This window comes from Actinomadura montaniterrae (assembly GCF_008923365.1).
Lineage (GTDB): Bacteria > Actinomycetota > Actinomycetes > Streptosporangiales > Streptosporangiaceae > Spirillospora > Spirillospora montaniterrae.
In genome coordinates this window covers 16,421-42,082 of record NZ_WBMR01000047.1, presented here as the reverse complement: position 1 = coordinate 42,082, position 25,662 = coordinate 16,421, and the positions used below count along the sequence as shown (strand labels likewise).

The following is a 25,662-nucleotide window of genomic DNA, read 5'->3' as shown; positions in this document are numbered from 1 at the left end:
GAGGGGTCAAGCCCCGGCGCCCGCACCCGCGCTCGCACCCGCGGTCCGGGACGCCTCCGTCGCCGGGACGGTTCCGCTCAGGTGCCGGGCCGTGTTGACCAGCCCGACGTGCGAGTACGCCTGCGGCGTGTTGCCGACCTGCCGCCCCGCCGCCGCGTCGTACTCCTCGCTCAGCAGCCCGAGGTCGTTGCGCAGGCTCAGCAGCCGCTCGAACACCTCGGTCGCCTGCTCGTGCCGGCCGACGCCCTGCAGCGCGTCCGCGAACCAGAACGTGCAGGCCAGGAACGCGCCCTCCGACCCCGGCAGGCCGTCGACGCCGCCGTCGGCCGACGTGTCGTACCGCAGCACGAACCCGTCCCGGTACAGGTCGCGCTCCACCGCGTCCACGGTCCCGACGACGCGCGGGTCGCCCCACGGCAGGAATCCGGTGGTCGGGATCAGCAGAAGCGCCGCGTCCACCCCCTTCGACCCGTAGAACTGCGTGAACGTGCCCCGGTCGGCGTCGTAGCCGTGCTCGCAGACGTCCGCGTGGATCCGGTCGCGCAGCGCCCGCCACCGCGACGCCGGCCCGTCCAGCCCGTGCCTCTCGACGCCCCGGACGGCCGCGTCGACGCCCGCCCACGCCAGCACCTTGGAATGCACGAAGTGGCGGCGGTCACCCCGCACCTCCCACAGGCCGTTGTCCGGGTCGTCCCAGTGGGACTCGAGGAAGTCGAGCAGCGACTTCTGCACGTCCCACGCGTTCTGCACCGGCGCGATGCCGGACTCCCGGCCGAGGTGCAGGCCGTGCAGCACCTCGCCCCACGTGTCCAGCTGGAACTGCCCGGACGCGGCGTTTCCCACCCGCACCGGCGCGGCGCCCTCGTACCCGCCGAGCCAGTCGAGGGTGTACTCGGGGAGCCGGCGCGTCCCGTCGATCCCGTACATGATCTGCAGCTCGGCGGGGTCGCCGGCGATCGCGCGCAGCAGCCACTCCCGCCACGCCCGCGCCTCCTCCGCGAACCCGGTGCCGAGCAGCGCCTGCAGCGTGAACGTCGCGTCCCGCAGCCAGCAGAACCGGTAGTCCCAGTTGCGCGGCCCGCCGAGCTGCTCGGGCAGCGACGTGGTCGCGGCGGCGACGATCCCGCCGGTCGGCCGGTAGGTGAGCCCCTTCAGCGTGATCAGGGAGCGGCGGACGGCGTCGTCCCAGCGCCCCTCGTAGCGGAAGCCGCTCGTCCACTCCGCCCAGAACGCCTCGGTGTCCCGCAGCGCCTGCTCCGGGTCGACGTGCCGGGGGTGCGGCTCGTGCGACGGCTTGTAGGTCAGGACGAACGGGACGCGGTCCCCGGCCGACACCGCGAACTCGCCGACGGTCGACGTCCCGCGGCCCTCCAGCGCGACGGGCGTCTTCAGCCACGCCGCGTCCGGGCCCGCGACCGCCTCCAGCTGCCCGTCCACGTGCCGCACCCACGGCACGATCCGGCCGTAGTCGAACCGGAGCCGCAGCTCCGTCCGCACCGGCACCCGGCCGCTGACGCCCTCGACGATCCGGACCACGTCCGCCGCCTCCCCGCGCGGCGGCATCGTGTCGATCACCCGGACGGTGCCGTCCGGGGTGTCCCACTCGGTCTCCAGGATCAGCGTGTCCCCGCGGTACCGGCGGCGCGTGCACATCCCGCCGGACGCGGGCGCCATCCGCCAGAACCCGGCGGCCTCGTCGTCGAGCAGCGCGGCGAAGCAGGCCGGGGAGTCGAACCGGGGCAGGCACAGCCAGTCGATGGAGCCATTGGCCCCCACCAGGGCCGCCGTATGGAGATCGCCGAGCAGTCCGTAATCCTCGATGCGCAGCGCCAACGTTCACCTCCGTGCTCGGTCTCCCGTCCCCGTCTGCCCTACCCCGGGGGCCGGATCCATGCCGGACGTGGGGCGATTCACCACGTCACGGGCCGCATGGAGGCCGCGTTCACGGGCACCCCGGCAGAGAGGACCGGACGCAGACACGTGCGGAGAGGGGACAGACCATGAAGTACGGGCAGTTCATCGCGACGGTCCGCGACAACGGGGACTACAGCGGCCGCGAGGAGGCCGAGCGCGTCACCGAGGCGGTGCTGAGCGTCCTGCGGGACCGGCTCACCGAGGAGGGCGCGGACCACCTGGCGGCGCAGCTCCCCGAGCCGCTGGACGAGCTGATGCGCGACCGCGACTCCGCGCGGGCCGAGTCGTACGGGTCGGCGGAGTTCTGCCGCCGGGTCGCGGGGATGACCGGCGCCACCGAGCGGACCGCCGAATGGGACGCCGACGCCGTGCTCAGCACGCTCGCGGGCACCGTCTCCGGGGGCGAGCTGAACCACCTGCTGAGCCAGCTCCCGTCCGGGTACGCGCCGTTCTTCGGCAAGAACGAGCTCGCGGACTGACCCCGGTGGCCGGGCACCCGGCTCAGGAGGCGAGGACGGCGACCGCCTCCAGGTAGGTGGAGGGGACCTCGACGGTGCCGCCGGGCGCGGCACCGGCGGCCTCGATGTGCCGGGTGAGGTCGGCGGTCAGCGCCTCCCGGCCCGCGTCGTCGAGGACGTCGAACGCGACGGTCAGCGGGCCGAAGTACGCCCGGAAGTAGCCGATCATGTCGGCGGGGGAGCGGAACCGGAACCGCCACTGCCGCTCGGCGCACTCCAGGCTGGACGCGTGCGGGCCGAGCAGCCGCTCCAGGTGCTTGGCGGTGCCCCAGCGGGTCGGCGCGGCGTCCCCGGACGCCCCGGCGGTGTACCGGCCGACGAGGCGGAGCAGCTCGCCGAGGTAGCCGTCCGGCGCCCAGCTCGCGAGCGCGATCCGGCCGCCGGGCCGGACGACCCGCAGCAGCTCGGCCGCCGCCCGCTCCTGGTCCGGGACGTACTGGACGCCGAACGTCGACACCGCGACGTCGAACGCGCCGTCGGGGTGCGCGAGCTCCAGCGCGTCGCCGTGCTCGAACCGCACGTCCAGGCCTTCGGCGGCGGCGCGGGCCCGGGCGTGCTCCAGCAGCGCGGGGACGTAGTCGACGCCCGTCACGTCGGCGAACCGGCGGGCGGCGGCGAGGGCGGTGTTGCCGGTGCCGGTGGCGACGTCGATGACGCGCTCGCCGGGGCGGATCCCGGCCGTCTCGCAGAGCAGCTCGCCGACCAGCAGCCAGCGGTTGCCGACGCGGGCGTAGTCGCCGCTGGCCCAGGTGCCGCCGGCCCCGGTGTCGACCCCGCCGATGTCGTCGCGCATGGTCCCGATCTCCCCTCGGTGGCGACCTTGATCGTCCGACATTCCTGGCATAGCGGACAAGGGCTGCCGAAATGCGATCACGTCCGCGCAGGTCGGGGGTGCCTTCTCGCCGGAAAAGGGAAGGACCGGACGCGGAGGGGGGAGTTCTGGTGGACCGGAACGTGAGGATCTTCGCGGGGGCCCTGGCGGGCACGGCGCTGCTGCTGGCGGGCTGCGGCGGAGGAGGCGGGGGGAAGGCGCGGACGGCCGCGGCGGCGCCCTCGCCGACCGGCGGCGCGTCGCAGCTCCAGCAGCAGTACGAGCAGGTCGTCGCGGCCGTGCTGCCCTCGGTCGTGAAGATCGAGACCGACCAGGGCGAGGGGTCCGGCGTCGTCTACGACGACAAGGGCGACATCGTCACCAACGCGCACGTCGTCGCGGGCGCGAAGCAGATCCGGGTGACGGCGTCGAGCGGCGGCAGCCCGTTGAAGGCGAACCTCGTCGGCTCGTTCGTCGCCGACGACCTGGCGGTGGTGAGGGCGAGCGGCGGGAACCTGCGCCCCGCCGCGTTCGGGGACTCCACGCAGGCCAAGGTCGGGCAGATCGTGCTGGCGATGGGCAACCCGCTTGGCCTCGCCGGCAGCGTGACGAACGGGATCGTGTCCGCGCTGAACCGGACCGTGTCCACCAAGCAGGAGGGCGCGTTCCCCGGCGCGACGATCGGCGACGCCATCCAGACCAGCGCGCCCATCAACCCCGGCAACAGCGGCGGCGCGCTCGTCACGCTGGAGGGGCAGGTCATCGGCATCCCGACCGCCGCCGCGTCCGACCCGCAGATCGGCGGGGCCGCCGCGGGCATCGGGTTCGCCGCGCCGAGCGCCACCGTGCAGAAGATCGTCCCGCAGCTGATCCGGAGCGGGAAGGTGTCGCAGTCCGGGCGGGCCGCGATCGGCGCGACCGTCCGCACGATCGTCGACCCGAACAGCGGCGAGCAGACCGCGGTCGCCGTGGTGGACGTGACGAAGGGCGCCGGCGCCGACAAGGCCGGGATCAAGGCCGGCGACCTGATCCTCTCGGTGAACGGCACCGCGACGCCCGACCAGACCGCCCTCGCCGCCGTCCTCGCGGGCCTGAAGCCGGGCCAGACCGTGAAGGTGCAGATCGAGCAGCCGAACGGGTCGAAGAAGGACGTCCAGGTCAAGCTCGGCGAGCTGCCCGGCGGCTGACCTATCCGGGGCCGGCGGCGGCGTTCAGCGGCCCGCGCGGGCCTCGGACGGCGTGATCCCGAAGCGGGCGCGGAAACGCCGCGCGAAATGCGCCTGGCTGGAGAAGCCCCAGCGGTGCGCGACGTCGGCGATCGTCGTCCGCGCCGCCCCGCCGCCGGTCAGGTCCTCGTGCGCGCGCTGGAGGCGGCGCTCCAGGATGTGCCGGGACGGTGTCGTCCCCGCGGCCTCGAAGATCCGGCCGAGGTGCCGGACGGACACGCCCATCACCCGCGCGACCTCCGCGGGCGCCAGCGACGCGTCGTGCAGGTGCCGCTCGATGTAGTCCCCGGCGATGATCAGCCGGCTCCGGTGGGCCGCGGGCGCGGGCCGCCCGCCGGACCGCCCGTCCGCGAGCATCCGCAGCACGCCGAGGACCGCGCCGCCCGTCAGCGCCGGATCGTCGGGCCGCGGCGCCTCCAGCAGCGACCGCAGCGCCACGACCAGCTCGCCCTCGCGCGCCGTCCCGCGCCCGAACAGCATCGGCGCGGGCACCCCGCCCGCCATGCACTCGCGGACGAACAGCTCGCGCGGCACGTCCACCAGGAACTGCCGCATGGCCGAGGAGAACCCGAACAGGTACGGCCGCCGCGTGTCGTAGACGACCAGGTCGCCGGCCGTCGCGGCGAGGCAGCCGTGCTCGTGCAGGAACACCGCCTCGCCCTTCACCAGCAGCGACAGGAACACCGAGTCCTTCGGCGCGGACCGCGCGACCTGCGGCGTCCGCTCGATCGCGTGCGCGTTCCCGCTGATGTCGGCCAGCCGGACGTCCCCCAGCCGGTAGTTCGCCTGCCGCGCGACCAGCCCCCGCTCGGAGTAGGACGTGCAGGACAGCCCGACCAGCGCGCGCCGGTTGTAGTCCTCCCAGAACCCGATCCGCTCGCGCGGCGCGACGTCCTCCGTGCTCGCGGTGGAGATCATGAGGTCGGCGGCCGGCATGGCGGGCTCCTCCCGATCGCAGGAAGTCTGTCCTGCTTCCGGAGCCTATGCCGGTGGCCGCTGGTCAGCGGAACAGCGAGTTCACATAGTCCGCGCCCAGGCCGACCTTCTCGTAGTGGGCGCGGCACATGTCGATGTAGTCGTGGACGTCGAAGAAGCCGTCCGGGTCGCCGTTCTCGTCCAGCCAGACGAGCGGGCCCTTGACGATGAACAGCGTCTTCATCGGCTCCCCGGACTCGTAGGCGACCAGCGTGTGCCCTTCGCCCGGCGCCTCGTAGATGAAATCACCGGCCGTCGCCGTCCACGGCCGCTCCAGGTACCCCCACTTGCCGGAGATCGTGTAGGCGAACACCTCGTGCGGGTGGTAGTGCCGGTTGACGAGCCCGGCCTGCTTCGCCCGCAGGACGTCCGACCAGGTGTTGTCCTTGACGTTGATCCACAGGGGCCGCGACCCGACCGTCTCGGTGAACGGCACGTAGTAGCGGTCGTCGTCGGTGGCGACCTTCGGCAGGTACACCTCCGGCAGCGCGTCGGGCTTCTGCGAGTTCTCGATCGGCTTCAGGTTCTTCCAGAACTCGGAACCGGCTGCTTCCGGCATCGGGACGGCCCCTTCCTGCTCGTGGTCGCGTTCGTGACCGCGAGTGAACCCCGGAAGGGCCGTCCCCGTCTTTCCCCTGCCGGACCTCGCCGTTTGCACATCCCGGACACGCGCCGGGCGCGCGCCCCGGGGCCGGCTACCGGCGGCGGCCGCGGCGCTCCGCGCCCCTGCGCGCCGCCTCCAGCAGCACCCGCCCGACGACCCCGAGGAACACCAGGTCGCCGAGCATCTGCACGGTCGCCAGGATCCGCGCCGCCGTCGACACGGGCACGATGTCGCCGAAGCCGACCGAGGAGAACACCGTCACGGTGAAGTACATCGAGTCCACCTTCGACAGCCGCTCGGAGAAGTGCCCCGGACCGTCGCTGTCCATCAGCCGGTACGCCGACGCGAACACCACCAGGAACAGCAAGAGGGACGTCACCAGCGTCTCCACGGCGCGCAGCCACGGCGACGGCGAGCACACGATCGCCCGCGCCTGCCAGCCGACGAGCACGCCCAGCGCCGCCAGCGCCCCGAGCAGCGCCAGCGCGGTCGCGGGCCCGAACCGCACGTCCAGCGGCGCCACCGCGTACAGCGTCAGCGCGCACGCCGAGGTCACCAGCATGCGCGCGATCGTCCGGACGAGCGGGCGGCGCGAGGGAGCGTCCACACCCTGTGGATGCCCGCGTTCACCCTCCGTGATGCTGGACGATCACCACCGGCGGATGCGAGGCTGCCGGACGTGCTGATCCTGGGCGTCCTGGCCCTGCTCTCCCTCGCGGCCTGGCTGTACCTCGCGGCCGCGCACGGCGGCTTCTGGCGCACCCGGACCGGCCTGCCGGACGGCGCCGACCCGCCCGCGTGGCCGCACGTCACGGCCGTGATCCCGGCCCGCGACGAGGCCGCCGTCCTGCCCGGCACGCTCCCGACCGTTCTCGCGCAGCGCTACCCCGGCCGCTTCGACGTCGTGGTCGTGGACGACGCCAGCACCGACGGCACCGCCGAGACCGCCGCCGCGCTCGGCGCGTCCCGGGTCGTCCGGGCCCGCGAGCGGCCCGCCGGGTGGGCGGGCAAGGTGTGGGCGATGTCCGAGGGCGTCCGCGCCGCCGGCGAGCCCGACCTTTACCTGTTCACCGACGCCGACATCGCCTACGCGCCCGGCACGCTGGCCCGGCTCGTCCGCGCCGCGCACGACCGCGACCTCGTCTCCCGGATGGCGACCCTCAGCACCGCCACCGCCTGGGAGCGGCGGATCGTCCCGGCGTTCGTGTACTTCTTCGCGCAGCTCTACCCGTTCCGCCGGGTCGCGCGGGGGAGGCGCACCGCCGCCGCGGCCGGCGGCTGCATGCTGGTCCGGCGCGCGACCCTGGAGGCGGCGGGCGGGCTCGCCGCCATCCACGACGCGCTGATCGACGACGTCGCGCTCGGCCGGCTGCTCAAGCGCGCCGGGGCCCGCTGCCGGCTCGACCTCGACCGGGACGTCGTCAGCCGCCGCCCCTACCCGCACCTCCGCGACCTCTGGGCCATGATCGCCCGCAGCGCCTACCACCAGCTCCGCTACTCGCCCGCGCTGCTGGCCGGCACCGTCCTCGGGCTGCTGCTGGTCTACGCCGTCCCGCCCGCCGCGGCGCTCGCGGGCCTGGCGGCCCTCAGCCCGCTGCCCGCCGTCGCGGGCGCCCTCGCCTGGGCATTGATGACCGCCACCTACATTCCGATGCTGCGCTTTTACGGACTGTCCCCATTCCGGGCGCCGGGGCTGCCGCTCATTGCGCTCATGTACGCCGCGATGACCGTCGACTCCGCCCGCCTCCATTGGAAAGGCCGCGGCGGAGCGTGGAAAGGCCGCGTCAGGTGAGGGACGGTTTCCTCGCGACGCCGCAGAAGGCCGTCACCTCGGGCGGGTTGCCCCACGGATTGGGTTCGGGACGCCATTGCGACACCGACACCACACCTGGATCGAGCAGTTCCAGGCCGTCGAAATAACCCGCGATCTGCTCCGGAGACCGCAGCTTGTAAGGGTCGCCCGCCTCCGCGCGGGTCTGCTCCGCCTGCGCCGCCGCCTCCGGATCCACCTTGTCGGTGCCGTCCTCCAGAACGAGGAAACTGCCCGGCGCCAGCGCCCCGACCAGCCGGTCGCGGATGTCCTTCGCCTCCGCGTCGTCCCACACGTTCCCGAGAATGCCGAGCATCATCAGCGCGACCGGACGGCCGAAGTCCAGCGTGGCGGCGGCCCGTTCGAGAATGGCGTCCGGCTCCCGGACGTCCGCGCTGATGTAGTCGCACGCGCCCTCCGGGGTGCTGCTGAGCAGGGCACGGGCATGCGTCAGCACGAGCGGGTCGTTGTCCACGTAGACGATCCGGGAGCCGGGATTGACCCGCTGCGCGACCTCGTGCGTGTTGTCGACCGTCGGGAGCCCGGTGCCGATGTCGAGGAACTGCTCGACGCCCGCCTCGCCCGCCAGATACCGCACCGCGCGGCCGAGGAACGCCCGCGAGTGGCGCGCCACGTCCACGATTCCCGGATACACCCGGCGGACCTGCTCGCCGACCTCCCGGTCGACCGGATAATTGTCCTTGCCGCCCAGCCAGTAGTTCCAGACGCGCGCCGAATGCGGAACGCTCGTGTCGATGACCGGCTCGTCCGCTGCCATGAACGACGCCCTTCGCTCGGGGATTCCGCCCCAAATTACCGCACCCGCGCCGAACCTGGACGTTCAGCGCGCACCCGCCCGCCCCGCGCCTTTCCTGGAAAAGGCTAGAACTCGACCAGGCGGCGCCACAGTTCGGCGCGCTCGTCGACGCCGCGGTCCGGGCGGATGTGCCCGCGGGTCAGCGGGTCTGCTGGATGCGGATCAGGTTGCCGGCGGGGTCGCGGACGGCGCAGTCCCGGACGCCGTACGGCTGCTCGGCCGGCTCCTGGACGATGTCGGCGTTCCCCGCCTGCAGCCGCTTGAAGGCGCCGTCGAGGTCGGGCGTGGCCAGCTGGATCATGGCATAGGTGCCCTTGGCCATCATCTCGGCGATGGTGCGGCGCTCGTCCTCGGTGACGCCGGGGTCGGCGGCCGGCGGGTGCAGGACGATGGCCGTGCCCGCCCCGCCGGGCGGCCCGACCGTGATCCAGCGCATCCGCCCGCTGCCGACGTCCAGCCGGACCTCGAAACCGAGGACGTCGCGGTAGAACGCGAGCGACGCCTCCGGGTCCTCGTGCGGGAGGAACGTCGAATGGATGGCGATGTCCATGCGGGCCAGGCTAACCCGGCGGGCCGCCGGGACCCGGTGAACGGCCCCGCACCGGCCGCGTCACCTGCTTCGCCACGCACGACGGCAGCTCGCCCGGCGCCTCCGCGGCCCGCTGCCGGTAGGCGCTCGGCGGCATCCCGACGAGCTCGGCGAACCGGGTGCTGAACGTGCCGAGCGACGAGCAGCCGACCTCGAAGCACACCTCGGTGACGGTGAGGTCGCCGCGCCGCAGCAGCGCCATCGCCCGCTCGATGCGCCGCGTCATCAGGTAGGAGTACGGCGACTCGCCGTAGGCGGCGCGGAACTCGCGGCTGAGGTGCCCGGCCGACATGTTCACGCCGCGGGCGAGCGCCTCGACGTCGAGCGGCCGCGCGTATTCCCGGTCGATCCGGTCGCGGACGCGCCGGAGCCGCGCCAGGTCGAGAAGGCGCTGCTCGGAGGCGGGTTTGCGGGCCACATCCGGATCGTACGCGGCGCCGGTGACATCCTCGCGGCGTCCCGCCCGGCGGCGCAGCCGGGCCAGGACGTCCGCGAGGGCCACGGCGGTCAGCCGCCGACGTAGGCCGCGAGGTGCTCCCCGGTGAGGGTGGAGCGGGCGGCGACGAGGTCGGCGGGCGTCCCCTCGAACACGACCCGCCCGCCGTCGTGGCCGGCGCCGGGACCGAGGTCGATGATCCAGTCGGCGTGCGCCATCACGGCCTGGTGGTGCTCGATGACGATCACGGACTTGCCGGCGTCGACGAGCCGGTCCAGCAGGCCGAGCAGCTGCTCGACGTCGGCGAGGTGCAGGCCCGCGGTCGGCTCGTCGAGGACGTACACGCCGCCGTCCTCGCCCATGTGGGTGGCGAGCTTGAGCCGCTGCCGCTCGCCGCCGGACAGGGTGGTGAGCGGCTGCCCGATGCCGAGGTAGCCGAGCCCGACGTCGGCGAGCCGCCGGAGGATCTTGTGCGCGGCGGGCAGCCGCGCCTCGCCGTCGCCGAAGAACTCCTCGGCCTCCGCGACCGGCATCGCGAGGACCTCGGCGATGTTCCGGCCGCCCAGGCGGTAGTCCAGCACCGCCTCCTGGAACCGCCTGCCCTCGCACTCCTCGCAGGTCACCGCGACCCCGGCCATCATCGCGAGGTCGGTGTAGACGACGCCGGCGCCGTTGCAGGCGGGGCAGGCGCCCTCGGAGTTCGCGCTGAACAGCGCGGGCTTCACGCCGTTCGCCTTCGCGAACGCCTTGCGGATCGGGTCGAGCAGGCCGGTGTAGGTCGCCGGGTTGCTGCGCCGCGAGCCGCGGATCGCACCCTGGTCGATCGCCACGACGCCCGCGCCCGCCGGGATCGACCCGTGCACGAGCGAGCTCTTCCCGGACCCGGCGACGCCCGTGACGACGGTGAGCACCCCGAGCGGGATGTCGACGTCCACGTCCTGGAGGTTGTGCGTGGAAGCGCCGCGGATCTCCAGCTTCCCGGTCGGCTCGCGCACCGCCTTCTTGAGCGCGGCCCGGTCGTCGAGGTGGCGGCCGGTGACGGTGCCGGAGGCGCGCAGCCCCTCGACGGTGCCCTCGAAGCACACGGTCCCGCCGTTCGTCCCGGCGCCGGGGCCGAGGTCGACGACGTGGTCGGCGATCGCGATCGCCTCCGGCTTGTGCTCCACGACGAGGACGGTGTTGCCCTTATCGCGCAGCCGCAGCAGCAGGCCGTTCATCCGCTGGATGTCGTGCGGGTGCAGGCCGATCGTCGGCTCGTCGAAGACGTAGGTGACGTCGGTGAGCGACGAGCCGAGGTGCCGGATCATCTTGACGCGCTGCGCCTCGCCGCCCGACAGCGTCCCCGACGGCCGCTCCAGGGACAGGTAGCCGAGCCCGATCTCCACGAACGAGTCGAGCGTGTGCGCGAGCTTGGCGAGCAGCGGCGCGACGGACGGCTCGTCCAGCCCGCGGACCCAGGCGGCCAGGTCGCTGATCTGCATCGCGCACGCGTCGGCGATGCTGATCCCGTCGATCTTGGACGACCGGGCCGCCTCGGTGAGCCGGGTGCCGTCGCAGTCCGGGCAGACCGTGAACGTGGTCGCGCGCGTCACGAACGCCCGGACATGCGGCTGCAGCGAGTCGACGTCCTTGGACAGCATCGACTTCTGGATCCGCGGGATCAGGCCCTCGTAGGTCAGGTTGATCCCGTCCACCTTGATCTTCGTCGGCTCCCGGTGGAGGAGGTCGTCCAGCTCCTTCTTGGTGTACTTGCGGATCGGCTTGTCCGGGTCGAAGTAGCCGCAGCCGCGGAAGATCCGCCCGTACCAGCCGTCCATGCTGTAGCCGGGGATCTTGAGCGCGCCCTCGTTCAGCGACTTGTCCGCGTCGTACAGCTCGGTGAGGTCGATGTCGGAGACCGTGCCGCGGCCCTCGCAGCGCGGGCACATCCCGCCGGTGATCGTGAAGCTGCGCCGCTCCTTCACCGTCTTGCCGCCGCGCTCGTACTTCACGGCGCCGCCGCCGCTGATCGACGCGACGTTGAAGGAGAACGCCTGCGGCGAGCCGATGTGCGGCCGGCCGAGCCGGCTGAACAGGATCCGCAGCATCGCGTGCGCGTCGGTGGCGGTGCCGACCGTCGAGCGCGGGTCGGCGCCCATCCGCTGCTGGTCGACGATGATCGCCGTCGTCAGCCCCTCCAGGACGTCGACGTCCGGCCGCGCCTGCGCCGGCATGAAGCCCTGCACGAAGGTGCTGTACGTCTCGTTGATCATCCGCTGCGACTCGGCGGCGATCGTGTTGAACACCAGCGAGGTCTTGCCGGAGCCGGAGACGCCGGTGAACACCGTCAGCCGGCGCTTCGGGATCTCGATGCCGACGTCCTTGAGGTTGTTCTCTCGGGCGCCGTGGACGCGGATCAGCTCGTGGCTGTCGGCGACGTGCGGCGCGTCGTGCGGCGTGACGGGCCGCGCGTCCGGCTCGTCCGCGCTGGTGGTCGTGCTCATGGTCTCTCCATCGGGTCGGCGGGCCCGGAACGGGCGGGCCGCGTCGGCGTGGCCTGCTCAGTCCGACAGTATGTCCGGTTCGCTCCCGGAGAGGAGTTCGGCCTCCGCCAGGTACCGCCCGGTACCTGCTGCCCCTGGCATCCGAAAGCCCTTACATGCATTCGGTCGTTGTGTAACGTCATGGCCATGCGGACGGCGTACAAGTGCCGGGCCTATCCCGACCCGGTGCAGGCTGCCCTCTTCGGGCGCACATTCGGCTGCGTGCGCCTGGTGTGGAACCTGACGCTCGCCGAACGGCATCGCGCTTGGCAGTCTGAGGGGAAGCGCACCTCCTACAAGCAGACCGACGCCGCGCTCACCGGCTGGAAGAAGACCGGAGAGTTGGCGTTCCTCTCCGAGGTCTCCTCCGTTCCATTGCAGCAGGCGCTGCGGCACCAGCACGCCGCGTTCGCCAACTTTTTCGCCGGACGCGCCCGCTACCCCCGCTTCAAGACCCGAAACTCCCGCCAGTCCGCGCACTACACGCGCTCGGCGTTCCGGATGCGCAAGGGTGAATTGTGGATGGCGAAGACCACCGCCCCGCTGGCGTTCGTGTGGTCCTTTGATGAGGTGGACCTGGCGGCACTGGAACCGACGATGGTGGTGATCTCGAGGGAGCCTGACGACCGCTGGTACGTCACCTTCGCCGTCGATGCCCAAGCCCCCGCCCCCATGGATGCCGCCGGGCATCAGATCGGCGTCGACCTGGGGGTCAAGGACTTCGCGGTGACCTCCGACGGGGACCGCATCGCCAACCCCCGCCATCTGGAGAAGAAGCAGCGCAACCTTGCGCGATACCAGCGACGCATGGCCCGTAAACGGCCTGGTTCGGTCAATCGCAGCAAGGCCAAGGCCAAGGTTGCCCGCGCTCACCGCAAGGTCCGCAACGCCCGCGCCGACTTCCTGCACCGCACCAGCACTAGCCTCGTCAAAAAGGCGGACGTGATCGTGGTCGAGGACCTCGCGGTCGCCAACATGGTCCGCAACCGCATCCTCGCCCGCACCATTTCCGACTGCGGATGGGGCGAGTTCCGGCGGCAGTTGGAGTACAAATGCGAGCGGGCCGGGCGCACTCTGGTGGTGATCGATCGCTGGTACCCCTCGTCCAAGACCTGCTCGCACTGCGGGCACCTGCTGGCCGAGTTGAGCCTTTCCACCCAGGCGTGGACGTGTCCGGGCTGCCGCACCCGGCACGACCGGGACGTCAACGCGGCCAAGAACATCCTTGCGGCTGGTCGAGCCGTAGCCGGGGGCACCCCTGGCGATGTCTGTGGAGCTGATGTCAGACGGCAAGGGTCCCCCCTTCCGCAGTCGGCTGCGAAGCAGAAACACCCACAGCGCGAGCCGTAGGGATCTCCTCCCTTAAGGGAAGAAGGAAGTCAATTGTCCTGGATCAGCTCTTGTCCTGGATCAGCCCGAGGACGTTGCCGTCGGGGTCGGTGAACGTGGCGACCAGGCGGCCGCCGCCGACGTCGCGCGCGGCCTCCTTGAGCGCCGCGCCCGCCGCCGTCACCTCGGCGAGCTTCGCCTCGATGTCCGGGACGTGCCAGTACGCGACGGGGGAGTCCATCTGCTGCGGCCCGCCCGCCGGCACCAGCCCGATGTGCTGGCCCTCGGCGTCGAAGCCGACGTAGTACTCCGAGTCGGCCGTCGGGGAGACGCCGAGCAGTGCGGTGTAGACGGCCTTGGCCGCGGCCAGGTCGGTCACCGGGTGCAGGACCGTCCTGATCCCCTGGGTGGAAGACTCGCTCATGATCGCTCCTTGGGTCGTGGCGGGCGCCCCGTCCGGGACGCCCTGCCGGTCACGCTAGTTCCGGCCCGGTCATCGGCGCTTCTCGATTCCTGACCGGTCTGGTCAGCCGCCCTGCCTGCGGTTATGTCGCCGCTCAGCCCCACGCGCCGGCGATCTGGCGGGTGGTGGCGTTCAGCCGGTTGAACATGTTGGTGACGCCGATCATCAGCACGATCGCGGCCAGCTGCTTCTCGTCGAAGTAGGTGGCGGCGGTGTCCCAGACCTCGTCGCTCACCGCGTCGGGACGGTCCGCGAGGCGCGTCGCGGCCTCCGCCAGCTCCAGCGCGGCTCGCTCCTCGTCGCTGAAGTACGGGGCCTCCCTCCACGCGGCGACCAGCGCGAGCCGCTCGTCGCTCACGCCCGCCTTCCGGGCCGTCTTCGCGCCGGCGTCGACGCACGCGCTGCACCCGTTGATCTGGCTGACGCGCAGGTGCACCAGCTCCAGGGTCTGCTCGTCCACCCCGCCGGAGTGCACCGCCTTGAAGACCTCCTGGATCGGCTTCATGGCGTCGGACAGGATGACGGCGGGGTTCTGCATACGGGACTGCATCTCGGTGTTCTCCCTCTTCAGGGGCCTTGCGGCCGGTGCCCCGCTCGGTTCGGGGCGTGGCACCATCACAGCCGGGCGGGCTTGCCTTGACGACGGCGATGGGACACCGTGGGACAGCCGAAACGGCCTGGACCAGCGGCGGGCGCGCCCGCACCGTTTCGGCCGGCGTGGGACAGGAGGCGGGGAACGGTGGTCGTGCAGCAGCGGACGACGGCGCGGACCGACCCGCAGGACGAGCTCGCCGCCCGGCTGCGGCTGCTCCAGGAGCTGTCCGGACGCGGCGTCCGGGCCCTCGCCCGCGACACCGGCCTCAGCTCGTCGTCGCTGTCGCGCTACCTCGGCGGGCAGACCGTCCCGCCGTGGCCCGCGGTGCTCGCGCTGTGCCGGCTCGTCAAGCGGGACCCGCGGCCGCTGCGCCCGCTGTGGGAGCGGGCGTCGAACCCGCTGCCCGCGCCGCCGAAGACCAGCCGCCAGGTGCAGCCGCCGTCGCCGCCGTCCGGCGTCCCGCGCCCGCCCCGCAACGACCTGCCGCGCGACGTGCCCGACTTCACCGGGCGGGAGGACGAGCTCGCCGCCGTCCTCGACGCCGTGGCGGGCAGCCGGGTCGTGGCCGTCGACGGGATGGCGGGCGTCGGCAAGACGTGCCTGGCGGTGCATGCCGCGTACCGGCTCGCCGACGGCCACCCCGACGCGCAGCTCTACCTTGACCTGCACGGATTCACCGACGGCCGCGAGCCGCTCGACCCCGACACCGCGCTGCGGGCGCTGCTCGCGGCGCTCGACGTCCCGTCGGAGAAGGTCCCGCAGGAGGGCGGCGTCGAGCCGCTGGCGGCGTGCTGGCGGTCGGAGCTGGCGGGCCGGCGGGCCGTCGTCGTCCTGGACAACGCCGCCGACGCCGAGCAGGTCCGGCCGCTGCTGCCCGGGGCGGGCCCGTCCGTCGCGCTGATCACCAGCCGGAACCGGCTGCTGGGCCTGGACGAGGTGCCGCCGGTGTCGCTGGACGTGCTGAGCCCGTGGGAGAGCGCGGAGCTGCTGGCCCGCGCCAGCGGCGAGGCCGCCTCCGGCGGGCGGCTGGCGCGCGAGCCGGAGGCGGCGGCGGAGGTGCTGCGGCTGTGCGGGCACCTGCCGCTCGCGCTGCGGCTCGCCGCGGCCCGGCTGCGGCACCGTCCGGGCTGGACCGTCGGGATCCTCGTCGAGCGGATGGCGGAGGGCTCCGGCGAGTTCGACACCGCGTTCGCCATGTCCGTCCGGCAGCTCGACCGGGCCCAGCGCCGGCTGTTCCGGCTGCTGGGGGAGCTGCCCGGGTCGTCGTTCGACGAGTACGTGGCGGCGGCGCTGGCGGACGTCCCGCCGCGCACCGCCCGGGCCCTGCGGGAGGACCTGGGCGACGCGCCCCTCGTCCAGCAGCCGGCGGCCGGCCGGTACCGGCTGCACGACCTGGTGCGCCGGCACGCGCGCCGGGCCGCCGCCGAGCAGGTCCCGCCGGCGGAGCGGGAGCGGGCGCTGGCCCGGGTCCTCGGCTACTACGTGCACGCCGCCGCGGCGGCCGACGCGGCGATGCCGTTCCCGGCGGGCAGCCGGGCGGCCTCCGCGGGACCCGCGCCGGCCGAGGTGCCGCGGTTCGCCGGCAAGAGCGCCGCGCTCGCCTGGTTCGGCGCCGAGTACGGGAACCTGATGGCCGCGTTCCACGCCGCGGTCGCTACCGGCGCCGACGCGCACGTCTGCGAGCTGCCGCGCTTCATGCGGGCGTACTTCGCGCGGCGCTGCGGGACGACGCACCTCAACGCCCTGTTCGAGCGGTCGGTGGACGCGGCGCGCCGGCTCGGCGACCCGCTCTGGCTCGCCGAGGCGCACAGCGACCTCGGCTTCGCCCGGTACAACGCGGGCCGGATGGCGGAGGCCGGCGCCGCGTACGAGGCGGCGGAGCCGCTGGTGTCGGCGGCGGGCGACGTCCTGTCGCAGGCGGAGCTGACGATCCGCCGCGGCTACCTGAGGTGGGACGAGGGGCACGTCGAGGAGCCGCTCGAGCTGTTCCGGACGGCCGGGCGGCTGTACGAGGCGGCCGGCTGCCCGATGGGCGCCGCCCACGCCACCGCGTACGAGGCGTGGGCGCTGCTCCAGCTCGGGCACCGCGAGGACGCGGCGCGGCTGGCCCGCAAGGCGCTGGACGTCCCGCACTCCGACCCCGCGTGGCCGCCCGCGCTGACGGCCCGGATCACGCTCGGCGTCGCCATCGCCCACGAGGAGCCCGGCGAGGCCGTCCGGTACCTGCACGAGGCCCTGGACATGGCGCGCGACGACGGCCACAAGCACAACGAGGCGTGGTGCCTCAACTGCCTCGGCGTCGCGCTGCGCCGGATGGGCCGGTACGAGGAGGCGCTGGACGCCCACCGGCGGGCGTTCGCGCTGCTCGACGAGCTGTTCGAGGAGCACTGGAAGATCCACTACCTCAACGGCTACGGCGAGACGTGCCGGCTCGCGGGCCGTCCCGAGGAGGCGCTGCGGCTGCACCGGCGGGCGCTGGAGCTGGCCCCGGAGGTCGGGTACCGGCACGAGGAGGCGCTGGCCCACGCGGGCATCGCCGCCGTCCTCGACGGCACGGACCCGGCCGCGGCGGCGGAGCACCGCGCCGCGGCCGAGGCCGTGCTGCGGGACCTCAGCCCCGGGCCCGCGCCGGCGGCGCGGTGAGCGCGTAGATCAGCAGGATCGACATCGCGATCGTCAGCACCGACCAGAGCGGGAACGCCCGCAGGAACGCGATGTGGCCGATCGCGGCGAGGACGGCGAACAGCACCCCGACGACGCGCGCCCACATCCGCCCGGCGATGATCCCCGCGCCGACGGCGATCTGGACGGCGCCGAGGATCAGCCAGAACCAGCCCCAGGCGGTGAAGTCGAACACCATGATCTTGCTGCTGCCGACGAGGTAGTAGTCGTCGTTGAACAGGCCGACCAGCCCGTCGATGACGTTGAACGCGCCGATCACCATGGCGAGGGTGCCGGCGAACGTCAGCCAGCCGGACGTCTGCGGGAGGTGCCGGGCCGAGCCGTGCGCCATCCTGGTCATCGTGGGCCTCCCCTGCTCGAAGCCGGACTCGGATGCCCGAAAGATCCCCCTTGTCCGACCGGCCGCAACCGCGTCCCGGGTTCTTTTGGCCCGCGCCAGGGCGAAACGTGCCCGAAAGCTGACGTGCCCTTATGGCGACTCTTTGCGCAGCAGGGATTTTGGTGCGGTTTGCGGTGGGACATACCCGTGCCATGGACGGACCCGCGTTCGATGACCGGACCGATTTCGAGAACGCCGCGCGCGGCAAGGTGGCGTCGCTGTCGCCCGGGGCCGTGCGGGACGCCGGCGGCCGCGTCGTCTGGGACGCCGACGCCTACGCGTTCCTCGACGCCCCCTGCCCGGAGTCGGCGAACCCGTCCCTCTGGCGGCAGTCGCAACTGTGCGCCATCCAGGGCCTGTTCGAGGTCACCGACGGGATCTACCAGGTCCGGGGCCTGGACCTGTCGAACATGACGCTGGTCGAGGGCGACCGCGGCGTGATCGTCATCGACCCGCTCGTCTCCGCCGAGACGGCCGCCGCCGCGCTGGCGCTCTACCGCGAGCACCGCGGCGACCGGCCCGTCAGCGGCCTCGTCTACACCCACTCCCACGTCGACCACTTCGGCGGCGCCGAAGGCGTCATCCCGCCCGGCAACCCCGAGACGGTGCCGATCCTCGCCCCGGCCGGATTCCTGGAGCACGCCGTCGCCGAGAACGTCTACGCGGGCACCGCGATGGGCCGCCGCGGCGTCTACCACACGGGCGTCCTGCTGCCGAAAGGCCCGGACGGGATGATCGGCACCGGCCTCGGGCAGACCGCCTCGTCCGGACGGGTGACGCTCGTCCCCCCGACCAAGGACATCACCCGGACCGGGCAGGCGGAGGTCCTCGACGGGGTGCGGATCGTCTTCCAGCTCACCCCCGGCACCGAAGCGCCCGCCGAAATGAACTTCCATTTCCCCGACCGGCGCGCTCTGTGCCTCGCGGAGAACGCCACCCACAATCTGCACAACATCCTGACGCTGCGGGGCGCGCTCGTGCGCGACGCCCGCGTCTGGGCCCAGTACCTGGACGAGGCCATCGACCTGTACGCGGACTGCACCGACGTGGCGTTCGCGTCCCACCACTGGCCGACCTGGGGCCGCGACGAGATTGTCGCGTTCCTGTCCCAGCAGCGCGACCTCTACGCCTACCTGCACGACCAGACGCTCCGGCTCCTCAACCAGGGCCATACCGGCATCGAGATCGCCGAAATGATGGAGCTGCCGCCCGCCCTCGCCAACGCCTGGCACGCGCGCGGCTACTACGGCTCGGTCAGCCACAACGTCAAAGCCATTTACCAGCGCTACATGGGCTGGTTCGACGGCAATCCCGCGCACCTGTGGGAACACCCGCCCGTCGAGGCGTCCCGCCGGTACGTCGAATGCATGGGCGGCGCCTCGAAGACGATGGCGATGGCCCGCGACTACGCCGCCCAGGGCGACCTGCGGTTCGCGGCGACGCTGTTCGACCACGTCGTCTTCGCCGACCCCGGCAACGCCGACGCGAAGGCCGGCCTCGCCGACGTTTTCCAGCGCCTCGGCGAGGGCGCCGAGAACGGCATCTGGCGCAACTTCTACCTGACCGGTGCGATGGAACTGCGGGAGGGCATCAAACCGGTCCCGACGAGCATTTCCGGCGGCATGACGGCGGGACTGACCGCCGAGCAGGTCTTCGACTCGATGGCGATCCGCGTGAACGGCCCGAAGGCGTGGGACGAGCACCTGACCATCGACTGGCATTTCACCGACTCCGGCGACCGCCACCGCATGACGCTGTCCAACGGCGCCCTCACCCACCGCCGCACCGACAGCGCGCCAGCCCCCGCCGACCTGACCCTGACCCTCACCAGACCGGCCCTGTTCGCCCTGGTCAAGGGCGACACCACCGAAGGCGTCGACCTCACCGGCGACACCTCCGCCCTCCGCCGCCTCCTGGCCCTCATGGACGACCCCGTCCCGAACTTCCCCATAACAACCCCCTGACCACGGACCAGCTCTGAGGCCCCCCATTACTCCGCGGGGATCTCGACCAGCGAGCCGTCGGCGCCATAGGTGAAGAGCCTCGGCGGCCCCATCCTGCTGACGGCTTCGGCGATCTCCGCCTCATGTCTGGCGACCTCGTCCGGATCCGAAGGATCGGTGAGCCGGAACCCGAGAAGCCCGACCTCCTGCGGATCGGCGTCGTCCGGCAGGATCTCGCCTTCCAGAACGAACCCCAACAGCCCGCGCAATACCTCCTCGCCGAGCTCCAGAGGATGGAACGGCAGCGGGTAAGGCTCCTCCGACCATTCGGGCTCGTCCGGGACCGGATGCTCCCCGGCCCAGAAGGGCGCCTCGAACGGGAACGGCTCACCGATGTTCTCGACGATCCCGTCGTCGGGGGACAGGCTCAGCGAACGGACCAGCCGCCCGTCCTCCCACACCGCGAAGGCCAGCCAGTCGACGACACTGTGCATCGCGTGCAGGATCAGCCTCCGCCCCGCGCTCGCCTCGACCAGATGGGCGGGGAGCCGCGACGGTTCGTCGAGCATGACCCGCTGATCGCAGATGATGTCGAGCCCCGGGAGCCGCGTGGCGTAGGTCGTCCCGTAGGGCGGGTAGCAGCCGTCGCCGAGCGTGGACGGTTCGTCCTCCTGCACCGCCCACCCGGGATACAGCCGGTCGAGCAGCGCCGCGGTCGCCTCCGGATCCGGTTCGGGAGCCGCACGAAGGATCTCGCCGACATCACCGTCCGCGTAAACCAGCAGCCCGGTCTTGGCTCCCATGCCCACTCCCTCGTCCATTCCGTGACGGCGGGAGAGTATCGGCCGACTGTGACAGCCGCGGGTTTCAGGCGGGCTTTCTTGCCAGGACGAGGCGGAAGCGCGGGGCGCCGTCGGGGCGGCGGCCCAGAGCCGTCAGGGGGACGGTCGTCACGTCGAATCCGGCCGTCGCCAGGTCGTCGCGGACCGCGCCCAGCGGGCAGGTGCGGTAGTACATGACGAACGGCGGACGCCAGACCGCGTTCCGGACGCGCATGACCGCGTCGAAGCCCAGCAGCGCCCAATACAGCACCGACGTGACGGGCGGCGGACCGCCGATCGGAAAGGCGAAGAGACCGCCGGGGCGGAGCGCCCGATGCACGCCCGCGAAAACCGCGGGCCGCTCGGAGGGCAGCAGATGGCCGAGCGCCCCGAACGTCACGGCCAGATCGAATTCCGCACCGAAGGAAAGGTCTCGCACGTCGGCCCGGACCAGTTCGGCGTCCGGATGCGCTTCGCGCGCCTGCGCGAGCATTCCGGAGCTGAAGTCGACTCCGGCTATCCGCCCCTGGCAAACGGCCGCGAGCGTTCGCATTCCCGCGCCGGTGCCGCAGCACACGTCCAGTCCCCGCCCGAACGGCCCGAGCGGACGCAGCGCGTCGGCGGTCGCGTCGAGAACGCCGTCGGGCGTCCGGAAGGGCGTGTGGTCGAACTTCGGCGCGAGCAGGTCGTACCCGCGCTCGACCGAGGACAGCGCCTGCACCGCCAGCTCCCGCAACGACGGCCCCTGAGACGAGAACACCGCCCAAGGCTACTCGCGGCGGGTCATCGGGGCGCCGCGGCCTCCAGCTCGTCGACGCCGCCGGACATGATCGTGCGGACGTGGTCGGTGATGTGCCGCAGCGGCCAGTCCCACCAGGCCAGGGCGAGGAGGCGGGCGATGTCGGCGTCGCTGTAGCGGCGGCGGAGGAGCCTGGCCGGGTCGCCGCCGGCGATGCCGTAGTCGGGGACGTCGTCGATGACCACGGACCCGGACGCGATGACCGCGCCGTGCCCGATGCGGACGCCCGGCATCACCAGCGACCGGTAGCCGATCCAGACGTCGTTGCCGATCACGGTGTCGCCGCGTCCGGGCAGTCCGGTGATGAGGTCGGCGTGCTCGGCCCACGACCCGCCCATGATCGGGAACGGGAACGTCGACGGGCCGTCCATGCGGTGGTTCGCGCCGTTCATGAGGAACCGCACGCCCGTGCCGAGCGCGCAGAATTTCCCGATGACGAGCCTTTCCGGCCCGTAGTGGTAGAGCACGTTGCGGGTCTCGAAGGCGGTCGGGTCGTCCGGGTCGTCGTAGTAGCTGAACTCGCCGACCTCGATCAGCGGCGACGTGACCAGCGGTTTCAGCAGCACGACGCGCGGCTGCCCGGGAATCGGGTGCAGCACGGTCGGGTCGGCGGGCACGGGCGGCATGCGCGATCGTCTCCTTCGCGGGCGCGACGCGCCGTCGCCCGAATTAATGCGACGATCGACGCATTAAGATACTGGCACGACGCCGTCCCACCGAGCAACCGGAGCACCACCGATGACTCCACCGGCAGACGCCGAGCCCGCGCCGCCTCCGCGCCGCCGCCCCGGCGGCCGCACCGCCCGCGTCCGCGCGCAGGTCCACGAAGCCGTCCTCGCGGAGCTCGGCGAGCACGGCTACGACGCCCTCACCATGGAGGCCGTCGCGGCCCGCGCCGGCGTCCACCGCGCCACCGTGTACCGGCGCTGGGGCGACGTCGGCGGCCTGCTCGCCGACGTCCTGGACGCCGCGTCCGACGACGCGTGGCAGCCCCCCGACACCGGCTCCCTGGAACGCGACCTGGCCGGGCTGAACCGCGAGATCCAGGACGCCATGACCGCGCGGCCGCCGGTCATGGCGGCGCTGATCGCCGCCTCGTTCCGCTCCGAGAAGGCCGAACGCGCCCAGCGGCGGCTCTGGGAGGACCGCTACGCCCGCTGCGAGATCGTCGTCGCCCGGGCCGTCCGCCGCGGCGAGATCCCCCCGGACACCCACGCCCGCCGGCTCCTGATCACCGCGACCGCCCCCCTGTACCACCACCTGGTCCTCCTCCGCACGCCCCCCGACCCGGACCTCCCCGACCACGCCGCCCGAACCGCCGCCCTGGCCGCCACCGCCGGCGCCTTCACCACCCCCTGACCACCCGTCCTGGTGGCGAGCACCGCGCGCTGGCGCGCACGGCCGAAATCGGTCGGCGTCCGCTGCCGTGCGTGATCCGCCGCGTCGAAGGCGCATATTGGCTGCATGGATCTCCCGCGGTTCTCTGAGTTCTCCGAGCCGGAACGCCTTCCCAAGCCGAAGGCCGCGGAGATTCCCGCGCCCCGTGGGGCCGACAATGTGGCGGAACAGGAGGTGGAAGAAAGGTCATTGGCTGACGCGGTACGCGCGGAGGAATTGGCTCGCGTGGCACGTGACGCGCAGGACGCGTGTGATGACGTGGTGGCGGAGTTCGGGGAACCGGTGTCCAGGGCGGAAGCGGAGGGTGAGGATCAGGACGCCGCAGAGCTCCGGGACCTCAAGGCCGCTTTCTCCCGGGAGGTCGCCGCGTGGGAGGTACCCGGATCGCCGGAAGGGGGCCCGTCCTCATCGTTCGAGGAGCGGGCGGAGCAGTGCGCGCGGCGAGACGCCGATCTGCAGATGGCCAGGCGCGAGGAGAGAGCCGAATCCCTGAGGCTTTTCAAGAAGGAAGCCTCCGATGCGCTCGACGCCCAGGAGCAGTCGCAGCTCGAGGCGCTGAGCCGGCGGGACGAGCCGGAGCGGCTTCGCGAGGACGAGGCGGAAGTGAAGGAGGCGTTCGATCGGGGACGAGCGAAGCTCGCTGGAGATGGGTGCGAAGGGTCCGGCGTTGAAACGGTCGCTGATCCTTTCAGCGAGTTGAACGACTGCTACCAGAAGGCGGCCGATGAGGAACGTCGTTCCCGGGAGGCGCCTGAAAAGGCCACCAGGGAGCGCAAGGACGCCGTCCTGGAGTCCTTCGGGCGGTCCGCAGACGACGCGGAGGCCGATCGCCGCCCCCCGTCCGACCTGGCTCCGGAGTTGGCTCCGGATCCGGCTTCGGAGCCGGCTCCGGATGGGGAAGGCGCTCCCGGCTTCGTCGAGCGCGCCAAGTCGGCGATCATGTTCCGTGCCATCACGTACGCCATGGACGGCATCGCGCCCGGCGCGGGCGCCACGGCGCGGTATCTGAAGACGATCTGGGAGACCGGTGAGGCGCTGACCGGCGACGGACCCGTCCGGATCACCATTCCGATCGGCGACGACCTCGGCGTGACGCTCGCGGATTCCGGACGCGGCCTCAGATTGCGGTTTGACGTGGCGTTCGGCGACCTTCCGTCCATCGGACCTGAAGGCACACCGACTACCGGCAAGAGCCGAGCCGACGCTACCGTTCCCGACGTCGGCGCGATCGCGATATCTGTGAAAACCGGCGAATGGCGGAACGCCACCGAACCTCCTCGCCGGGCGAAACCCGCCGTGCCGGAAGTCGAGCGTCCAGGGGGCACGGCGCGCTGGTATGGGCCCGGCGAAGCCCCGACTCCTGGGGCGCCTGCCGCCGAACCAGCGAACACCGTCGAGACGCGGCCCGAGACCTTTGGCGAATTCCGGGAGCCGTGGTCTGAACGACCGCATCTTCCGATTCCCGGCCGTCCGGATCAGGGGCCGCCCGAGCCGGGCGCCGCTGCGGAATCCGCTTTCGTCTCCGAGGTCCGGCCGGACGCCGTCGTGGGACTGGACCTGGCGGAATTCCTCGTCGTGGTCGTCTACGCGGACATTCGCAACCTCCACGGGCACGACCTCGCCGTATACGGGCTGAACCTGGCCCGCCAGGCGTTGCACCGGCGCCTCTTCGACACTCGGAGGCCGAAGAGCATGAGGACGTCGGCACAGTGGCTTCGTCGTATCGGCGTCGTCATCCTGTACGACCGCGTGCTCGGCCTGGCCGTCTATATCGACGTCGATCTGCGGACCCATGAACCGTCATGCAAGAACATAGGCGTACTGACCACGGATGTCGTACCGCCACTCGCCTAGGATCCCTCGCAGCGTCATCGGGCCGAGCGTGACGAGCCCGGACTCCATCGTCTTGACGGCCTCGAGCAGGGCCTCGACCTCCGGCGCCTCTGCCTGCACAGCGTGCCCGAGCCAGTCCGCCAGTTCTTCCTCGTCTATTCCGGCGAACCAGTGGCGCGCTTTCAACGGTGCAGCGCTCAGGACGCGGCTGCTCACCAGGCGCAGACCGGCGGCACCGGCCAGATGGAACAACACGTCCTGCACCGCGATGCCGACATCGGCGTCCGTGCAATCGATCGCGCCGCGAACCGCTCCCCAGGACTCCCGTTCGAGGTTCGCCAGCCTGCCGGCCTGCTTCTCTTGCGCCTGCTCTATTCGCACTAGGCGCTCATTGAGACCGGCCAACTCCGCTTGCGCGTGGTCGTGGTTCCGGCTCACCCGCTGCGCGAGCGCGTCGAGTTTGCGGGTCACCTGATCCAGCCGGCCCTGGGCCTCGTTGTGCGATCGTCCGATCGCGGTGGTGAACCCGTCTCGCAGGGCCTCCAGCCCGTCCGCCACTTCACTGAACCGACGTTGCGTCTCCTGCCGCGATCGCTCGAATTCGTCATGCAACTCGGCGGCGATCCTCTGCGAATCCGCCGCGCTCAGATCGCGGGTGGACGCCACTTCGCCGCGAATCGCGCCGACCTCGTCGTCGAGCCCTTTACGGACGGCCGTGAGATGACCGTCGATTTTTGCGGCGTCGGCCTTCCGCCCGACCAGGTCCCGCAGATCGGCGAGTTCACGCGCGGCGTCGGCGCGCCTGCGCTTGTCCCAGAACAGCTCGGCGAGGACCATGATCCCGGCGACGATGACCACGATTCCGAGGAAAAGTTGCGCCATAGGCGGAAGATACGCCTCTATTCGCTGCCGTCCATGGCCCCGTGAACTCCACGCTGGCCTGCACCGGCCGCGCAGACGAGCGCGACCCGCTGCTCCGCGAGGCCGTCGAGTCGCTGTCCACCACGGGCGAGCGGGTTGCCGCACTCGCTCAGCGGCTCTCAGCCGGCGAACGCCGCTTGCGCGCCCTGTTCTCCAGACCTGCTGCCCGAGCGCTTCACTGCATCAAGCGTGTCCGCGGGGTGCTGAGCCTCGGGCCACCTTCCTGTCAGTGCGCCCTGCGCCGCATAAAGAAGAAGCCTTTTTAGGAAATTGATCG

24 protein-coding genes are annotated in these 25,662 nt (G+C 72.2%); 8 read left to right on the top strand and 16 right to left on the bottom strand.

What is annotated here, in order from left to right; translation table 11 throughout:
* Positions 1-6 precede the first annotated feature (6 nt).
* Positions 7-1,827 carry a glycoside hydrolase family 15 protein gene (locus F9B16_RS18430; RefSeq protein WP_404800503.1) on the bottom strand — a complete coding sequence of 607 codons (1,821 nt, stop codon included), beginning with the start codon at positions 1,825-1,827 and terminating at the stop codon, positions 7-9.
* A gap of 173 nt (positions 1,828-2,000) precedes the next feature.
* Here F9B16_RS18430 and F9B16_RS18425 point away from each other — a divergent pair, with 173 nt between their 5' ends.
* Entirely contained in the window at positions 2,001-2,393 is a 393-nt protein-coding gene (locus F9B16_RS18425; protein WP_151541319.1) for a DUF2267 domain-containing protein, read from the top strand.
* Positions 2,394-2,415: 22 nt separating this feature from the next.
* Here F9B16_RS18425 and F9B16_RS18420 read toward each other — a convergent pair whose 3' ends face one another.
* Entirely contained in the window at positions 2,416-3,225 is an 810-nt protein-coding gene (locus F9B16_RS18420; RefSeq protein ID WP_192808850.1) for a class I SAM-dependent methyltransferase, read from the bottom strand.
* A gap of 149 nt (positions 3,226-3,374) precedes the next feature.
* Here F9B16_RS18420 and F9B16_RS18415 point away from each other — a divergent pair, with 149 nt between their 5' ends.
* Complete coding sequence (locus F9B16_RS18415) at positions 3,375-4,430, top strand: S1C family serine protease (protein WP_225991736.1); 1,056 nt, start codon at positions 3,375-3,377, stop codon at positions 4,428-4,430.
* Positions 4,431-4,454: 24 nt separating this feature from the next.
* On the opposite strand, the gene F9B16_RS18410 is transcribed toward F9B16_RS18415, so the two are convergent.
* From F9B16_RS18410 to F9B16_RS18400, 3 genes are all read right to left on the bottom strand, one after another.
* Positions 4,455-5,405, bottom strand: coding sequence for a helix-turn-helix domain-containing protein (locus F9B16_RS18410; protein ID WP_151541316.1), 951 nt, complete (start codon positions 5,403-5,405; stop codon positions 4,455-4,457).
* A 64-nt stretch (positions 5,406-5,469) separates the two neighbouring features.
* Positions 5,470-6,003: a 2,4'-dihydroxyacetophenone dioxygenase family protein gene (locus F9B16_RS18405; RefSeq protein WP_151541315.1), complete on the bottom strand. Its 534-nt coding sequence runs from the start codon at positions 6,001-6,003 to the stop codon at positions 5,470-5,472.
* Between the two features lie 136 nt (positions 6,004-6,139).
* Positions 6,140-6,655: a potassium channel family protein gene (locus F9B16_RS18400; RefSeq protein WP_151541314.1), complete on the bottom strand. Its 516-nt coding sequence runs from the start codon at positions 6,653-6,655 to the stop codon at positions 6,140-6,142.
* A 72-nt stretch (positions 6,656-6,727) separates the two neighbouring features.
* Between F9B16_RS18400 and F9B16_RS18395 the strand changes: the two genes are divergently transcribed.
* On the top strand, positions 6,728-7,840 hold the full coding sequence (locus tag F9B16_RS18395; RefSeq protein WP_225991735.1) for a glycosyltransferase: 1,113 nt from the start codon (positions 6,728-6,730) through the stop codon (positions 7,838-7,840).
* Here the strand turns inward: F9B16_RS18395 and F9B16_RS18390 are convergent.
* The 4 genes from F9B16_RS18390 to F9B16_RS18375 form a co-directional block, all read right to left on the bottom strand.
* Positions 7,833-8,636, bottom strand: coding sequence for an SAM-dependent methyltransferase (locus F9B16_RS18390; protein WP_151541312.1), 804 nt, complete (start codon positions 8,634-8,636; stop codon positions 7,833-7,835). The genes F9B16_RS18395 and F9B16_RS18390 overlap by 8 nt on opposite strands.
* A 178-nt stretch (positions 8,637-8,814) precedes the next feature.
* Positions 8,815-9,225 carry a VOC family protein gene (locus tag F9B16_RS18385; protein ID WP_151541311.1) on the bottom strand — a complete coding sequence of 137 codons (411 nt, stop codon included), beginning with the start codon at positions 9,223-9,225 and terminating at the stop codon, positions 8,815-8,817.
* A 10-nt stretch (positions 9,226-9,235) separates the two neighbouring features.
* A complete protein-coding gene (locus F9B16_RS18380; RefSeq protein WP_151541335.1) occupies positions 9,236-9,682 on the bottom strand; it encodes a helix-turn-helix transcriptional regulator in 447 nt (148 codons plus the stop codon).
* A gap of 89 nt (positions 9,683-9,771) precedes the next feature.
* Positions 9,772-12,183, bottom strand: coding sequence for an ATP-binding cassette domain-containing protein (locus F9B16_RS18375; protein WP_151541310.1), 2,412 nt, complete (start codon positions 12,181-12,183; stop codon positions 9,772-9,774).
* A 186-nt stretch (positions 12,184-12,369) separates the two neighbouring features.
* Here F9B16_RS18375 and F9B16_RS18370 point away from each other — a divergent pair, with 186 nt between their 5' ends.
* Entirely contained in the window at positions 12,370-13,572 is a 1,203-nt protein-coding gene (locus F9B16_RS18370; RefSeq protein WP_151541309.1) for an RNA-guided endonuclease InsQ/TnpB family protein, read from the top strand.
* Between the two features lie 43 nt (positions 13,573-13,615).
* On the opposite strand, the gene F9B16_RS18365 is transcribed toward F9B16_RS18370, so the two are convergent.
* Together F9B16_RS18365 and F9B16_RS18360 are read right to left on the bottom strand one after the other, a co-directional pair.
* Positions 13,616-13,975: a VOC family protein gene (locus tag F9B16_RS18365; protein ID WP_151541308.1), complete on the bottom strand. Its 360-nt coding sequence runs from the start codon at positions 13,973-13,975 to the stop codon at positions 13,616-13,618.
* 133 nt (positions 13,976-14,108) lie between these two features.
* Complete coding sequence (locus F9B16_RS18360) at positions 14,109-14,564, bottom strand: carboxymuconolactone decarboxylase family protein (protein ID WP_151541307.1); 456 nt, start codon at positions 14,562-14,564, stop codon at positions 14,109-14,111.
* Positions 14,565-14,753: 189 nt separating this feature from the next.
* Here F9B16_RS18360 and F9B16_RS18355 point away from each other — a divergent pair, with 189 nt between their 5' ends.
* Positions 14,754-17,252, top strand: coding sequence for a tetratricopeptide repeat protein (locus tag F9B16_RS18355; RefSeq protein ID WP_225991734.1), 2,499 nt, complete (start codon positions 14,754-14,756; stop codon positions 17,250-17,252).
* Here F9B16_RS18355 and F9B16_RS18350 read toward each other — a convergent pair.
* Positions 17,221-17,631, bottom strand: coding sequence for a DUF7144 family membrane protein (locus F9B16_RS18350; RefSeq protein ID WP_151541306.1), 411 nt, complete (start codon positions 17,629-17,631; stop codon positions 17,221-17,223). The genes F9B16_RS18355 and F9B16_RS18350 overlap by 32 nt on opposite strands.
* Before the next feature lie 191 nt (positions 17,632-17,822).
* Between F9B16_RS18350 and F9B16_RS18345 the strand changes: the two genes are divergently transcribed.
* Positions 17,823-19,634 (top strand): alkyl/aryl-sulfatase, encoded by a 1,812-nt coding sequence (locus F9B16_RS18345; RefSeq protein WP_151541305.1) that lies wholly within the window; start codon positions 17,823-17,825, stop codon positions 19,632-19,634.
* Positions 19,635-19,660: 26 nt separating this feature from the next.
* Here the strand turns inward: F9B16_RS18345 and F9B16_RS18340 are convergent, their stop codons facing one another.
* From F9B16_RS18340 to F9B16_RS18330, 3 genes are all read right to left on the bottom strand, one after another.
* Positions 19,661-20,416, bottom strand: coding sequence for a DUF6928 family protein (locus F9B16_RS18340; protein ID WP_151541304.1), 756 nt, complete (start codon positions 20,414-20,416; stop codon positions 19,661-19,663).
* 64 nt (positions 20,417-20,480) lie between these two features.
* A complete protein-coding gene (locus F9B16_RS18335) occupies positions 20,481-21,170 on the bottom strand; it encodes a class I SAM-dependent methyltransferase (protein ID WP_225991733.1) in 690 nt (229 codons plus the stop codon).
* 47 nt (positions 21,171-21,217) lie between these two features.
* Positions 21,218-21,859, bottom strand: a complete 642-nt coding sequence (locus F9B16_RS18330) for a CatB-related O-acetyltransferase (protein ID WP_151541302.1) — start codon at positions 21,857-21,859, stop codon at positions 21,218-21,220.
* A gap of 112 nt (positions 21,860-21,971) precedes the next feature.
* On the opposite strand from F9B16_RS18330, the gene F9B16_RS18325 reads away from it, so the two are divergent.
* Together F9B16_RS18325 and F9B16_RS18320 are read left to right on the top strand one after the other, a co-directional pair.
* A complete protein-coding gene (locus tag F9B16_RS18325) occupies positions 21,972-22,592 on the top strand; it encodes a TetR/AcrR family transcriptional regulator (RefSeq protein WP_151541301.1) in 621 nt (206 codons plus the stop codon).
* 105 nt (positions 22,593-22,697) lie between these two features.
* Positions 22,698-24,485: a hypothetical protein gene (locus F9B16_RS18320; protein WP_151541300.1), complete on the top strand. Its 1,788-nt coding sequence runs from the start codon at positions 22,698-22,700 to the stop codon at positions 24,483-24,485.
* On the opposite strand, the gene F9B16_RS18315 is transcribed toward F9B16_RS18320, so the two are convergent.
* Positions 24,432-25,346 carry an AAA family ATPase gene (locus F9B16_RS18315; protein WP_151541299.1) on the bottom strand — a complete coding sequence of 305 codons (915 nt, stop codon included), beginning with the start codon at positions 25,344-25,346 and terminating at the stop codon, positions 24,432-24,434. The two genes, F9B16_RS18320 and F9B16_RS18315, sit on opposite strands and share 54 nt — an antisense overlap.
* Positions 25,347-25,662 lie beyond the last annotated feature (316 nt).